Below are 15,158 nucleotides of genomic sequence, written 5' to 3'. Positions count from 1 at the left end.
AATGAGGAAAGTAAAATGAAAAAAATAGCAATTCTTTTTGGTGGAAGTTCCAGTGAATATGAGGTATCCTTACAATCCGCATATGGAGTGATTCAAAATATTAATAAAAGTGTATACGAACCGATTCTAATTGGAATTGACAAAGGGGGAAGATGGTTTGTGTATGAAGGAGATGCCGAAAAGATTATAAATGATACATGGCACAAAGAGGAAAAGGTATATCCTACACTAGTATCAACGGATAAGAAACTTCAAGGTATCTATGTATGGAAACATGGTTTTGATAAACCAGCAAAGGAGATAAAACTTGATGCAGCACTTCCTGTCTTGCATGGTAAGAACGGAGAAGATGGGACCGTACAAGGCGTATTTGCCCTTGCAGGAATTCCAATCATTGGATGTAACACATTATCCTCCGCGGTGTGTATGGATAAAGATATGGCTCATAGAGTTGTAAAGGAAGCAGGAGTAAACGTTCCAGAAGCAAAATTATTAACATACGCCATGTTAGAAAAAGACAAAGAAGAGGTTTTACGATATGGAGAGGAGCTTGGGTATCCATTATTTGTTAAGCCACTTCGAGCTGGTTCATCTTTTGGAATTACAAAGGTGGAAAAATCAGAAATGCTATTTGAGGCTCTTACGTTTGCATTTTCGTATGACAATTTGGTTGTAATCGAAAGAATGATAGAAGGTTTTGAAGTTGGTTGTGCCATCATGGGAAGAGAAGAACTAATTGTAGGGGAAGTAGATGAAATAGAATTATCGGAAGGCTTCTTTGATTTTACGGAAAAATATACTTTGAAATCTTCAAAGATTCATGTTCCAGCGCGCATCTCAAAAGAAGATGCAGATCGTATAAAGGATACAGCTAAAAAAATCTATAGGGCTCTTGGATGTGAATGTTTTGCCAGAGTTGATATGTTTTATACCCCTGATGGAAGTATTTATTTTAACGAAGTTAATACCATACCTGGGTTTACAGAGCACAGTCGTTTCCCGAATATGATGAAAGCATCTGGTATTTCAATGAAAGAAGTAGTGAATCATCTGATTGAGTTAGGGGTGAGTCAATCATGAGATCAATCCTAGTAAATAATCAAATGATTCATACAGGTCATCTAATTCTTGTAAATAGAGCACATCCCATAAAAGCAGAGCCTTCAAAGGAAGAGCTTTGTAAAGTAATGAAGATAAAAGATATGTTGTTACAAAAAGAGGCTGCTAATGCACTACAAGATCTAATCGAGGCAGTAAATATGGAGAAAATGATTGAAGCCGTAAGTGGTTATCGAACACGATTTGAACAAGAAGAAATCTATTCCTCTTCTCTGAATTCAAATGGTGCTGACTTTACAAGTAAATTCGTAGCACTACCAGGTCACAGTGAACATCAAACGGGCCTGGCCATTGATTTGGCAAAAAAGCAAGAAGACATTGATTTTATTTGTCCTGATTTTCCTTATGATGGAGAATTTGCAATATTTCGCGAACAAGCTGCAAAGTATGGCTTTATTGAACGATATCAAAAAGGCAAAGAAAAGATAACAGGAATCTCGCCAGAACCATGGCATTTTCGCTATGTTGGTAAATATCATGCAAGCTTAATTACAAAACAAAATATGGCATTAGAAGAGTATATTGAGTGGGTGAAACAGTATAAATGGAATGAAAATCCATTCATTGACACTTTGGAAGGAAAAAACGTTCAAATCGGATATCAAAGCCTTATGAATCAAGAGGATTATAAACTTTTGGTTCCTGATGAAAGTCAGATTTTAGTATCGGGAAACAACGTAGATGGAATTGTGGTGATAGCATATGAATAAAAAAGAAAAACGAAAGCAGTATGAATATCCATGGATAGACATTTTTCGTATCATTGCAGCCTGTTTCATCGTAGGTATTCACGTAGGACCATTCGCATCAATCAATGAAACCTTGGATTATTTTATATTCTACTGCATTGGAAGAATCGGCGTTCCTTTTTTTATGATAGTTACTGGATATTTCGCGTTATCAAGGTTAAGTAGAAAAAATAGTGTTGGTCAAAATCTAAATAAAATAAAAAGGACACAACTAAAGCTTTTTATGTTTTATATTTTTGCTACTTTATTGTATCTTCCTGCTACAGTATATTCTATGAATTTTCCTACAAGTATAGCCAAACTTTTACAACAAATTGTTTTTGACGGAACGTTTTATCATCTTTGGTATTTTCCAGCAGTTATGATAGGGCTTATTATAGTTATCACCTTATATCGTTTCTTGCCAAGAAAAGTAATTACCGTGATATGCTTACTTCTTTATATCATTGGGATATTTGGTGACAGCTATTACAGAGCTATTGAATCAATACCGTTTCTATCTAAGTTTTACTCGGTAATTTTTTTCTTTAGTTCTTATACAAGAAATGGAATATTTTTTGCACCAATTTTTTTGTGGATGGGCTTACTACTTGCTAAGAAAAAAGAAATGGTGCTTAAAAAGAGTACTTTCATTGGTTTGGTAGTTGGTTTGGTTAGCCTTTTGATAGAAGGTGGTGTCACGAGGATGCTTCATCTGCAACGACATAACAGTATGTATTTTTCACTGCTAATTGTAATGTATTACCTTATGATAATATTGCTATCTAATAAGATTGACATGGCTAAAAATCACAAAAAATATCGGATGTTTCGAGAGATATCCATGTGGGTATACATCCTTCACCCTATGATGATAATTGTCCTTCGTGCGATTGGAGGAGTTTTAAGAATAAAAGAACAATTGACCCAAAATCCATTGCTATTTTATATATTAGTAAGTTTCTTAAGCTTTTTGGCGTCTTTAATTATGGTACAATGCAAACATTTCTTAATGGTAAGAAGAAAGGGGAATCATGAATTTGGTTAAAATGTATCTGGAGAGCAGAGCATGGGTTGAAGTAAACCTATGTAATTTACAAAATAATGTAAAAGCATTTCAAAGTGTTTTGCCAAAAGAGTGCAAGATTATGGCTGCTGTAAAGGCGAATGCCTACGGACATGGGGCAATTCTTGTGGCAACACATTTACAAGAATATGGTGTCACTCATTTTTGTGTTGCTTCTGTACAGGAAGGAATTGATTTACGAAAAGCCGGAATTAAAGGAGATATCTTAATCCTAAGTTACACCCCTAAAGACCAGCTTGATTTGTTAATTGAGTATGACCTAATTCAAACAATCGTTGATATGGAGTATGCTTTCATGCTTAGAGAGTTTCAAAAGAACCTTCGCGTTCATGTAGGGATTGATACGGGAATGCACCGATTGGGAGAGCGAGCGGAGCGTATAGAAGAAATAGCAAAAATTTGGGAATTTAAGAATTTGCATATTGAAGGGATTTTCTCACATTTATGTGTAGCCGATAGTTTAGAATCAGAGGATGTGCATTACACAAAAGAACAAATTAAGAAATTTAATCAGGCAATAGAAACACTAAAAGCAAAGGGAAAGAGTTCTTTTGCAACACATTTACAAGGAAGCTATGGAGTATTAAATTATCCTGAATGTCAATATGACTATGCAAGGCTTGGAATTTCTCTTTATGGTGCACTTAGTTCTAGTAAGGATCAGACGAAGGTAAATTTAGATTTAAAACCTGTACTTACTTTAAAAAGCAGGATATCTTGTATCAAACACCTAAAGGTAGGAGAAAAAGTAGGCTATGGCCTTGCGTTCCAAGCAATAGAAGAGTCTGATATTGCAGTGGTATCCATTGGTTATGCAGATGGAATCCCCCGTAATCTCTCTGAAAGAGGTTATGTGTTATGCCATGGAAAAAAAGCTCCTATTGTTGGAAGAATCTGTATGGATCAACTATTTATTGATGTTACAAAGATTCCCGAATCAAAAACAAATGATGAAGTTGTAATGATAGGTTCTCAAGAAAAAGAAAACATTTCAGCAGAAATGGTTGCTGATTGTGTTGGAACAATCAGCAACGAGATATTAAGCCGTTTGGGAAATCGATTAGAAAGAATTGTTACCACTCCAATTCTTTTCCAAAGCGATCCATGTAAATAGGGCCATTTATATCATGAGGCATCTTTGTCAAAGCAAGAATATCCTCAGCAACTTCCAAAGGGTCCAAATCAGCATTCGCACCACCCATATCAGTACGAATCCAGCCAGGATGTATGGCAAGTACCTTGATTTTATTATCTTTTTCTTTTAAATAATTTTGTAAAAGCATACTTCCCATATTCATGGCTGCTTTTGACATACAATAATGAAATTCTTTACTTCTTGGACAATTACGAATACTTCCTGCTTCGGAAGAAATATTTAGCAAAATAGGATTTTCTCCCTTTGATAGAAGAGAAAGAAACTCCAGTCTTTTTCCAATTAATTGTTCACCACATAAATTGACATTACGATATTTATAGAATATTTATAAAAATAAATTGATAAATTATAAATTCTATTAAATGAATCTAAAAAAGTAGTCTTAATATTGTAATATTTTAACATTATGTTACAATCAAAATGTAAAAAATAAATTGAAAAGGGGATAAAAAATGAAGGGCAAAAGAAATAAACTGTTAAAAGCAGTAGCCAGTCTAACACTGGGAGTTTTTTTTATCACAAATGTAAGCACTTACAATTCTCACGCACAGACATTAGCAACTACGCAAAGTAATGCGTTAACCTCAACTGGAATGTATACCAATCTGGTCAACTTGGAGGATTCCTCCTTTACAAATGCAATTTATGTATCACCAGATGGAACAAGTAATGCAAGTGGAACCAAAAGCAATCCGCTAGATTTGGAAAGCGCACTTTCGCAAGTAGCTTCAAAAGAAAGCGCAGTGATTCTATTAAAAGAAGGAACATATTCATTTACGAATCAAATAACCATTGCAGCCAATAACAGTGGAACAAGCAATGCTTACAAAATACTAAAAGCTAGTAAAGGTGCAAAAGTTACGCTTGATTTTTCAGGACAAAGCTATAATTCAAAAGATACTTCTGTAAATCAGCGAGGCATTCAACTAAATGGTAGCTACTGGTATTTGTCTGGACTTACTATCTACGGAGCAGCTGATAATGGACTGATGGTATCTGGAAGCCATAATGTAATTGAACGATGTATCTTTGATTCCAACAAAGATACTGGCCTACAAATCAGTAGATCAAGTTCTTCCGTAACCAATTATGCAGATTGGCCAAGTTATAACTATATTATTAACTGTACATCAAAAAATAATTGTGATCTTGCTACCTATGAAAATGCGGATGGCTTTGCAGCCAAATTAACTTGTGGTGATGGAAATGTATTTGACGGATGCTTATCTTATAATAATAGTGATGATGGCTGGGATCTTTATGCAAAATCAGCAACAGGACCAATTGGTGTTGTAACGATACGCAATAGTATTGCTATGAGAAATGGTATGACAGAGGATGGGACTACAAAAGATTCATGTGATGGAAATGGATTTAAACTGGGAGGTTCTGGAGTTGGAACCCCACATATCATTACGAATTGTCTTGCTATACAAAATTTACACCATGGTTTTACGGACAATAACAACCCAACTGCCATTCAAGTAGTAAATGCAACGGCTTTTGATAATAATACAGGTGGCAACAAGAATAACTTTAGCTTATATCGATGCCTAGATGCCTATGTGGCAAATAGCGTATCCTATACAACAAATAATACTTCGGACAAGTTTGTTAATTTATCAGCAGAATATCTCGTTCTTTACAATAGCAAGAAATGGTATAAAGTAACTGACTTACAGGTGATGAATACAAGTTCCTCTACAGCAAGAGGAGAGGTTCTTTCTAGTGGTACAACCGCTTCAGATTTCACAAGTGTTTTAGTTCCTTCTGTTGGAACAAATTTTGACAACGTTTGGAGAAATGCAGATGGAACAATCAATACAAACGGTGTTGCTATGATAGCTTCCTCAAGTACGTATTCAAACTTCTCAACCGACAAAGGCACAATAGGAGCAAGATTTTCCTCAGATAATAATTCATTGCTGCTAAATGTAAATTATAATGGAACTTCTGAAAATGAAGAGCCACAGGTGCCAGAAGAGCCAACCAAACCAGAAGAGCCAAGTACTCCAGAAGAACCTTCAAATCCAGAGAATCCATCTGAAGGAAGTAGCTATTTACAAAACTTTACGACCGATGGACTTGATAGTGCTTTCTTTACAATAAGTGGAAATTTATCTGACAGCAAAGGTAGTGTAAGCTATCAAGATTTAACGTTAACGACAGCCTTAAAAATAGAAAGTAGTACCAATATTTCATTTACGATTGATAAAGAGGCAGATTTAACATTGATATTTAACGAGGACTGTAATAAAAAGATTAAAATAAATGGAGAATCTTATAAGATTACAAATGGCATACTTACAGTGGAATTAGCTTCTGGCACTCACACAATAAGTAAAGCGGATGCTGTTAATTTATATTATATTTCATTAATGAATAAATAAGAAACAGGGCAATCATATCATTGTGATATCATTGCCCGTTTTTATATATTGGGTATGATTTGGATTCTTTTTATTACGTTTCTTATAAAGCCTTCATATAATAAAATGAGTTAATATTTGGAGGTATGGTAGATGCATGATTTTTTATGTGGATTAACAGGCGAAATTGTGACGCCTTTTCATCCAATCTATAACAAAGCAAGACAAGGATATAACAAAGCGATACAAAAGTATCCCATTATCATAAATTATTGCAGTACAAAAGTTGATGTATCAAATGCTGTTTGCTGGGCAAAAAGACATTGTATTCCTATTCGAATCCGAAGTGGCGGTCACAATTATGAAGGATATTCCAATGGAAATTGCGTTCTTGTCATAGACATAAGCAGACTAAATGATATGTATATTGATACCGACTCAAATCTACTCCATGTAGAGAGTGGAGTCACCAATCAACAAGTATATGGTCTAGTTTCCTCTTTTGGATACCCCTTTCCTGGGGGAACGTGTCCAAGTGTTGGGGTTAGTGGTTATTGCTTAGGTGGAGGATGGGGATTGTCTTGTCGTAATTATGGATTGGGTTGTGACAGCCTGACAGAGATAGAATTGATTGACTACGAAGGAAATTTGATTCATGCAAACGGTAGGGTTAATGAGGATCTTTTTTGGGCGTTAAGAGGTGCTGGTGGAGGTAATTTTGGTATTGTTGTGGCTATGACTTTTCAGCTCCCCCAAAAGGTAGATTTTGTTACTTTAATCGAAATAGATTATCTAAACGTAAGTGAGATAGAACAAGAACAATTCCTATCAGTTTGGCAGAACTGGCTTTCAAAAGCAGATGATCGGATGACTTTACTTGGAAGAGTGTATCAATCAGAAAGGGATGGACGCGCTATGCTTCTTAGAGGTATTTTTTATGGTGAACCAGAAGAAGCGAATCTTATTTTGACTGATTTTTTGTCTTTACCAAATGCAGTATATAACATTGAGGCGGTCACATTTTTAGAGGCAGTCACTATAATTGGTAGTGTATATCCACCTTTTGAACGATTTCAATCGGTTAGTGGTTTTGTAATTCAAGAACTAAGTGAAGAAGAAATCAAATCATTGGTACAAATCATTCAAGAACCACCAAATGGTTCTGTATTTGCGGGAATATCTTTGTATGCACTTGGTGGCAAGGTATCCGATGTTGGGACGAATGATACAGCATTTTTTTATCGTAATGCCAAATATATGATATGGCTTGAAACGGTTTGGGAAAAGAGCGAATTTGCTCAGGTTAACAGGGAATGGATTGCGAAAAATTATCAATTAATCAGGTGTTTGACGATTGGATCTTATGTTAATTTTCCTTATGATAAACTAGAACATTACTTGGAAGAATATTTTGGCTTTCATGTGAATCAGTTAAAAAGAATAAAAACAAAATATGATCCATGTAATACGTTTTCCTATCCACAGGGAATTTTTGCTGAAAGCGAGGAGGAATCAATCGATTGTGTTCCTTATGATGCATCACCAAAAGATGAAGGCATTGAACAGCCAATTGATTTGAATTATAGAGGTTTTCGCTATGTTACAAAGAAATAACTCATTTTATATTTTATTTAAATTGTAAAAGTTAGTTTCCTTGGATAAGTTACAATTAAGGAATGCTAACATATTTATATTATTAAAATAAAACATAAAATGAGGTATAAATGGATTCATATTCAAACCTGCATCCATGGTATGGTATGCCAAAAAATACTTTAAGTGTTACACAATGTCCCGCACAAGAGGGCAATCGCGGAAAAGAAATATTAAATAATCATATGCGTCTACTTTGGGAACAGCATGTCTATTGGACGAGAATGTTTCTTATTAGTGTGGCTTTTGATCTTGCGAATAAAGAGTTTGTGACAAATAGACTTCTTCAAAATCCAAAAGATTTTCAAGCGTCATTGATTCCTTTTTATGGAAGAGAAATTGCTTCTAAGTTTGAAGAATTACTCACTGCACATTTTGTCATTGCCGCAGAGCTTGTAAATGCTGCAAAAGAAGGAGATACCACGGCTGCAACCGATGCAGAGAAAAGATGGTATCAAAATGCAGATCAAATTGCTCAATTCTTAAGCGAAATTAATCCATTTTGGTCGATGAAAGTTTGGCAGAAAATGCTCTATACTCATCTAGCACTAACCAAAGAAGAAGCAGTTAATATTCTCACACAACAATATGAAACTAGTATAACGGACTTTGATAAAATTGAAAAACAGGCATTGGAAATGGCAGATATGATGACAAAAGGAATGATACAACAATTTCCCGATTATTTTTATTAGAGTTTTTATGAAAAGCTTTGTTATTCTTAAATATAACGAAGCTTTTTAATTAAAAAATTCTTGAATGCTATAGGTTAATGATGTAAAAACTAGGCTATTGGCTCTTTTAACGGTTGGTGGTATAATAAACATATTTCAAATGATACACAGATACTAAAAAATGATAAGAGGAGTGAGGAAATGGAAGAAGCTAGAATTCTTGAAATGATTAAACACAATCCTCATGTGATACAATCAATCAATCATCCTACAGAAACTATGATTCGAATGGCCATTGAAAAAAATGGGTTATTATTACAATACATTGAGCATCAAAATACCTCCTTACAGCAATTGGCTTTGGAAAATAATAGCAGAGCCATAAAATATATTAAAAATCCAACAATAGAGATGGAGAAATATGCAGTTTCAAATAATTGGTTAAACTTAGAATACGTGACTCATAAAACCGATGATATAATTAAAATAGCACTAAAACAAACTGGTTGGGCAATTAAATATGTAGAAAACCCGAGTGAAGAATTGCAAGTGTTGGCAGTGCAAAAGAATTATGATGCGCTAAAATTTATAAAGGTACCTTGTGAACGAGCTCAGATAGAAGCGGTTAAAATAAGCTATGAGGCCTTACGCTATATCAGTCATCCTGTTTATGAAGCGGAACGAATTGCAATTCAATCCAATGAAAGGGCCATTCAATTTATAAAGGATTTAAACAAGGATAAATTAATTGGATTTTTAAAACTAAATATTTTAGTAATAAAATATGTCCTAAAAGACATATCAAGATTTGAGCTAGAAGAAATGTTAAAGGAAGTTTTATCAAATGAAAACGTAGATGAAACTTACGTTAGAAATTTTATTCGTCATACAACTCTTGAAAGTAGTAGCATGACTGAAATCGATAAGATAAAATTTGTTTTTCATTACGGAAGCAAAAAAGCAAAAAAAATTACAGTGGATGAAAAGTTAAAACTATAATCCATTTGACTTAATTAGATTGGAGTTTAGAATGAATTTTATAGATACAAAAAATGCTGCAAAATTGGTTCTGGCAACAGGAGAAGTTCCTTTGATTGTCGGAGAAAGCGGCATTGGAAAGACTGCACTTGCAAAAGAAATTGCAAAAGAAAATAGTTGGAGCCTCATTGTGATTGATGGAAATCTTTTAAAAGAAGGTGAGATAGGTGGACTTCCAACTGTAGAAGAGTATACAACGATAGATAAAGATGGCAATGAAATCGTGAAAAAGACAACCATTTATGCGATTCACCATAAATTAAAAGAGATTGATAAAGAATTAGCGTTGGGAAATACTGTTCTTTTATTTATCGATGAAATCAATCGATGTGAACATACGGTTCAACAAGAACTTATGAATTTAATTTTGAATAAAGAAATAAATGGGTATGAATTAAATGAAGATGTAAAAATATTAGCAGCAATGAATCCATCCAGTAAATATGGCTCAGACTATGATTATCAAGTAATTGATATGGATGCTGCACAAGAGAATCGATTTGTATGGTTAGAAATGGAAGCAGATGCTATGCAGTGGATTGGCTGGGCAATTGACAGCGGTTTGGATTCTAAGATTATTGAATTTATATCAACGTTTCCAGAATACCTGCATAAAATTAACGACGATTCCATTCGAGCAACACCACGTAGTTATGAGCGCATCTCAAAGGTATATAAGCTTTATCAACAGCAAAAGGATGCAGTATCTCGTTTGGTGTTTTTAAATGTATTAAAGGGAAATGTCGGAAAAATGATTGCAGAAGAGTTAATTTTATTTTTGGAAGCGGATCATTTACCACTTCTTCAGTTTGAGGATGTATTTGAAGAAGGTACTGATACAAAAGAAATTGCTCAGAGAATCCAAAAGGAAAGCCATAGCAGGTTATACTTGTCTGGTAAAAACATTCTAAGAGCATTGGATCGTTATCTAGAAAGAGATAACAGTCAAACCGAATATTACGTTAATCGCCTTGTGTTATTTTTAAAGGAATATCCAATCGATTTAAGAATTGGTATTATGAAGGATATAAAAAGCAATTATTTGCATGTATATCAGTACGCGATTGAAACAGAGGCGTTTGTGGATTTGTATTTTGATGCTTTTAATTTAGTGAACTAGAGGTTATAAAATGGAAAATAAATTAGTAGACCAAATTAATAAACTTCGTAGTCAGGTTAAAAGGCTGCTTCTTTTTTTCTCCAATTCTGATATTAAGGCGAGCAATTTTACCATTGACTTACCAGTTGGCTTTGAAAAAGAGTTTTTTGCTTTGATTGATAAGATAAACTTTTTGCTTATGGAGGATGAGGAAAACTTTTACGGATATTTTTTGTTTCAAATGACAAGGGAACTTCGTTTTGATATGAACAGTGCAACAGGGGTTAATTTTAAGAATGCTACTTATGTTATTTATTTTAATCCTTTTATTTTTCTAAATCTTACGACCAAACAAATGCAAACTTCTATGAAGCATGAGATTCTTCATATTTTGTCCTTGCATTTAATTCGAGTAAAAAAAATGAAGGAGAAATATAGCGTCCTAGCAATTAATATGGCAATGGACATGGTAGTGAATCAATATCTAAGTTATTTACCGCCTGATGCAGTTACCATTGAGACCGTCAATAAAGAGTATGCCTTATCGCTTTCACACGGTAAACCATTCGAATATTACGTCGAAAAGATGCAGTATGCCATAGAGCTACAGGAAGAGAAAGAAGAGGAGAATCAACAAAAAGAAGATGCAATTGCAACGGAGTTTGACCCAAATAAAACTCATGATATATGGGAAGAGTCAAATGAATTGGAAGATAGTACCATGGAAGAATTCACAACAAGTTTAGCTATGAAGGCAAAGAAAGGTGAAATACCTTCTTATTTGAACACCTTATTGGATTCGTTAAAGAATCGCAAAGAGGAATTACCATGGGATTTGTACTTAAAGCGTTTAATGGGAACGCTAGATAGTAGCAAAAAGAAGACGATTACGAGAAGAAACAGGCGCCAACCAAATCGATTGGATTTAAGAGGAGAGCTTTCCGGACACAAAGCAAACATCTTACTTGCGATTGATATCAGTGGCAGTATTGATGAAGAAGAATTTAAAAAGGCAATGACGGAAGTGCTAGGTATTATAAACAATTATGGACACCAGATTACGGTTGTGGAATGTGATAATGAGATTCAAAGAATCTATCCGCTAAAAACAAAAAAAGACTTAAAAGAGCGTTCTAACTCAAGAGGTGGAACGAAGTTTACCCCAGTGTTTGAATATGCAAATAAAAATAAGGTTGATTTATTGATTTACTTTACGGATGGAAAAGGGGAAGAAAAATTAGAAGTGATACCAAAAGGATATAAAGTATTATGGGTTATTTCAGGCAGGGGTGATACGTTATCCGTCAAAGAACCATACGGAGCGATAAAGAAACTAAAGAAAGTTAAAATAAAAGACAATGTATTAGATCATCATGATGTGGAACGTGGTGGCTTTTCTATGAATCACCATGAGTCAATTTTATAATATATCAATCATTGAACTGTGCCCTGCTTAATTGTGGAGTGCAGTTCATTTACTTTGTAACATTTTGGTGTTTGAATTGTTATATGTTTAGACGTGTTAACATATAAGACGAGGGGGGAGATATTTTGGATTCAAAACTGCTAACGCAGTTATATGAAAGATATGCAAAAGAGTTGTATTTATATATCTATTCTTTTTGTCATTCTCATAGTATGGCTGAAGATATACGACAGGAAACATTTTTAAAAGCAATTCTTTCCCTTTCCAATCAGCATACCAATATGAAAGCCTGGCTTTATATGGTTGCTAGAAACTTAAGTATCAATGCTATAAAGAAAGAAAAAAGGGTATGTCACATAAAAGAGATAGAGGCATTAGAGGATATGGAGCTAAATGGGGCATCTTTGTTACATACCATATTAACAAAAGAAAGAAACCAATTGTTATACCATGCGCTAGATTATTTACCAACGACGAAGAAAGAAATACTTATCTTGCAGTATTTTGGTCAATTAAGCCAGAAAGAAATTGCAACTATTTTACATATTACACCTGAAAATGTAAGGGTGCTTTCATACCGCGCAAAAAAGGAATTAAAATTGTATTTGGAGGAGAATGGTTATGACATATCGTAAATTATTAGAAAAATACAAGCAAAACGAACTAGATAAAGAGCAAGCAGCAGATGTAGAAGCAGAAATTGAAAAACATGAAGCAATTAGCGAGTACTTATATGAAGATACAAAGATTTTAGGGCTTGACGATGATATTCTTGGTAACAAAGATAGTGATGTGTTTGGAAATACAAATCCATCAGCTGAAACAGATTTTACTAGGCTTATCAATCAGTCCATTCGTAAATCTTTTCTAAAGCTTGGTATTTCTGTATTTACAATTACAGTTATTTTTATGCTTTTCATACAATTTGCATTACCTCATATTGTATCGTCCTTTTATTATAATCCGTCAAAAAAAGTAGGAGAAAATGCAAATCAAATCAGCCGGGACATGGCAGTGTATACGAACCTTTTTGTACCTGGCTGTGTTCGGGATAGTGTAAGTGTTGAGGAAAACGGATATGCTGATTATGATATCTGTATTAATCAAATTGCAAGCTATAATGGCAATTTCACAAATCTTATGGGCAGAATTAAGAAAGGTAAACTCATTCTTTATGATGTAAATTTATTAAAACGTCCGTCAGGAAATGTATTTGGATGGTACCAAGTACAAGGCGATCACTCTAAAGCTTTATCAGAGTTAGTAAATCAAACACAATATAATATGACGCCTTGGGGAGGTGTAGAACAAAGTAGTAACTATTTAAAAGAGTTAGATGATGACGAAATGTATGTTGCTTATGTGACATTGAATCATATAATGAAATATGAGGATTTTAACAGCTTTCTTGAAAGCAAAGCAGATATACAATCAGCTTGGTGTGCTGTGGATACCAATCGTTTTTGGTCACAATCTAGTATGATTCAAATCGAGAATATTGGTTTTTGGAACACTCCAACTAATTTTAACTTTTACTCTTGGAATAAAGAAAGATACCCGAATCTTTATTTAGAAGATGATAGCTATGAAGAATGGGATGAACTTTTGAACAAGTTTAAAACAGAAGCATTTACAAAGGAATATGTAATTAGTTTACTTCGTTATATGGCAGAACAAAAATCATTCTTAAAAATGATGAAGGAAAGTAGTATGACTTTATCAAACGCTGCAGATTATATTGAACAAAATGGTGTATCCATTTATGGTTTTGCGTGTCTGGTGGATAAAGAGACTGCTATCAAACTAAATAATTTTGAGGAAGTTTATCAAGTGTATTGTGAAATGTTAAGATAAGATGATATAAACATAAAATGGGTTACAATAATATATTTATGTAAACCAACGAAAGGTTATGGAGTACTCACATAACCTTTTTTGACCACCATTTACTCGGAATTGTCTCTAACTCCATAAGGCAGTTAATATGATTGGATAAAACATCTTTTGTCACTTCGTAAATCGCATTTGCATCGCACAAAATACAAGTTGCATCCCCAAACATTCCTTTTTTTGCTGCATTTCTATCGTAAAATGCTTGTTCAAGCTTTGGATAGGATTCTGAGATATGAGGGTTTATCGAATTAAAATGTCGATACATTGCTGAGCTTTTTCTTGTACCATCAGGCATAATGATTTCAAACAGTGTAGGCTCTTTTGTAAAGCGATCGGGTACATTTAATAACTCTTCTACGCAGTGAATATAAGTATTTCGCTCATGTCCAATACCAAGAAGTAGGATTTTAGCATTTCGTTCTCTTAATCGGTTATAGCAGCCACCTGGAGAACATGGAGTGGTTTGATTTTCTTCACCTTTAATAAAAGCTTCTTTTTCCTTTCCATACACTGCAACACTGTGTGTAGGATGAAGAGAGCGAAGTACGCCTTCTCGTTTCATAAACAGATTCGGTAAGATACCAACACAAGCTGGCTCTTTACTTGGATCATAAATATTATGTTCCTCTGACATACTAGCCCATGTATGGGTAGGTAAAATGAGAAGACCTTCTGTTAGGTATTCCATGAATGTATCTAATACAGTCTCTGCACCACCATCTACTTGTCCAATTGCTTTCATAGACGAATGGATCAGTAAGGTATCAGTAGGCAGAATTCCCATTTGTTTCATATGTAGCAATAAATCTTGTTTTGTATACATGTTTTCATTCCCCTTTGTTATATTCTAACCTATATCATAAGTGAGAATTCAATTATTTGCAACATGGGACAGTCAAAATAAAAATTCTAAGAA

Annotated in this window: 14 protein-coding genes; 12 read left to right on the top strand and 2 right to left on the bottom strand. The window is 34.1% G+C overall.

Annotated features, from left to right (window positions below):
• Window positions 1-15 precede the first annotated feature (15 nt).
• The 4 genes from vanG to vanT are packed head-to-tail and all read left to right on the top strand — an operon-like array spanning window position 16 to window position 4,048.
• A complete protein-coding gene (gene vanG, locus F7O84_RS05080; RefSeq protein ID WP_151143711.1) occupies window positions 16-1,080 on the top strand; it encodes a D-alanine--D-serine ligase VanG in 1,065 nt (354 codons plus the stop codon).
• Entirely contained in the window at window positions 1,077-1,829 is a 753-nt protein-coding gene (locus tag F7O84_RS05075) for a M15 family metallopeptidase (RefSeq protein ID WP_151142593.1), read from the top strand. Before vanG ends, F7O84_RS05075 begins: the two co-directional genes overlap by 4 nt.
• Window positions 1,822-2,895, top strand: coding sequence for an acyltransferase (locus F7O84_RS05070; protein WP_151142591.1), 1,074 nt, complete (start codon window positions 1,822-1,824; stop codon window positions 2,893-2,895). The genes F7O84_RS05075 and F7O84_RS05070 overlap by 8 nt, the downstream gene beginning before the upstream one ends.
• Window positions 2,882-4,048: a serine racemase VanT catalytic subunit gene (gene vanT, locus F7O84_RS05065; protein WP_243140810.1), complete on the top strand. Its 1,167-nt coding sequence runs from the start codon at window positions 2,882-2,884 to the stop codon at window positions 4,046-4,048. Before F7O84_RS05070 ends, vanT begins: the two co-directional genes overlap by 14 nt.
• On the opposite strand, the gene F7O84_RS05060 is transcribed toward vanT, so the two are convergent.
• Window positions 4,008-4,358 carry an SDR family NAD(P)-dependent oxidoreductase gene (locus F7O84_RS05060; protein WP_279237991.1) on the bottom strand — a complete coding sequence of 117 codons (351 nt, stop codon included), beginning with the start codon at window positions 4,356-4,358 and terminating at the stop codon, window positions 4,008-4,010. The two genes, vanT and F7O84_RS05060, sit on opposite strands and share 41 nt — an antisense overlap.
• A gap of 184 nt (window positions 4,359-4,542) precedes the next feature.
• Between F7O84_RS05060 and F7O84_RS05055 the strand changes: the two genes are divergently transcribed.
• From F7O84_RS05055 to F7O84_RS05020, 8 genes are all read left to right on the top strand, one after another.
• Window positions 4,543-6,480: a right-handed parallel beta-helix repeat-containing protein gene (locus F7O84_RS05055; RefSeq protein ID WP_151142587.1), complete on the top strand. Its 1,938-nt coding sequence runs from the start codon at window positions 4,543-4,545 to the stop codon at window positions 6,478-6,480.
• Between the two features lie 132 nt (window positions 6,481-6,612).
• Window positions 6,613-8,073, top strand: coding sequence for an FAD-binding oxidoreductase (locus tag F7O84_RS05050; protein WP_151142585.1), 1,461 nt, complete (start codon window positions 6,613-6,615; stop codon window positions 8,071-8,073).
• A 110-nt stretch (window positions 8,074-8,183) separates the two neighbouring features.
• Window positions 8,184-8,807, top strand: coding sequence for an acetylglutamate kinase (locus tag F7O84_RS05045; protein WP_243140809.1), 624 nt, complete (start codon window positions 8,184-8,186; stop codon window positions 8,805-8,807).
• Between the two features lie 180 nt (window positions 8,808-8,987).
• Window positions 8,988-9,785, top strand: coding sequence for a hypothetical protein (locus F7O84_RS05040; RefSeq protein ID WP_151142583.1), 798 nt, complete (start codon window positions 8,988-8,990; stop codon window positions 9,783-9,785).
• Between the two features lie 31 nt (window positions 9,786-9,816).
• Window positions 9,817-10,944: an ATP-binding protein gene (locus F7O84_RS05035; RefSeq protein ID WP_151142581.1), complete on the top strand. Its 1,128-nt coding sequence runs from the start codon at window positions 9,817-9,819 to the stop codon at window positions 10,942-10,944.
• Between the two features lie 10 nt (window positions 10,945-10,954).
• A complete protein-coding gene (locus tag F7O84_RS05030) occupies window positions 10,955-12,349 on the top strand; it encodes a vWA domain-containing protein (protein ID WP_151142579.1) in 1,395 nt (464 codons plus the stop codon).
• 125 nt (window positions 12,350-12,474) lie between these two features.
• Window positions 12,475-12,984 carry an RNA polymerase sigma factor gene (locus F7O84_RS05025; RefSeq protein ID WP_151142577.1) on the top strand — a complete coding sequence of 170 codons (510 nt, stop codon included), beginning with the start codon at window positions 12,475-12,477 and terminating at the stop codon, window positions 12,982-12,984.
• Window positions 12,971-14,203 carry an anti sigma factor C-terminal domain-containing protein gene (locus F7O84_RS05020; RefSeq protein WP_192451663.1) on the top strand — a complete coding sequence of 411 codons (1,233 nt, stop codon included), beginning with the start codon at window positions 12,971-12,973 and terminating at the stop codon, window positions 14,201-14,203. The genes F7O84_RS05025 and F7O84_RS05020 overlap by 14 nt, the downstream gene beginning before the upstream one ends.
• A 67-nt stretch (window positions 14,204-14,270) precedes the next feature.
• On the opposite strand, the gene F7O84_RS05015 is transcribed toward F7O84_RS05020, so the two are convergent.
• A complete protein-coding gene (locus tag F7O84_RS05015) occupies window positions 14,271-15,065 on the bottom strand; it encodes an AAC(3) family N-acetyltransferase (RefSeq protein ID WP_151142573.1) in 795 nt (264 codons plus the stop codon).
• Window positions 15,066-15,158: the final 93 nt, after the last annotated feature.

This window comes from Candidatus Galacturonatibacter soehngenii (assembly GCF_008830185.1).
Taxonomy (GTDB): domain Bacteria; phylum Bacillota; class Clostridia; order Lachnospirales; family Lachnospiraceae; genus Lachnotalea; species Lachnotalea soehngenii.
Note: the sequence above shows the minus strand (reverse complement) of the source record. Positions and strands in the feature narration are given on the sequence as shown.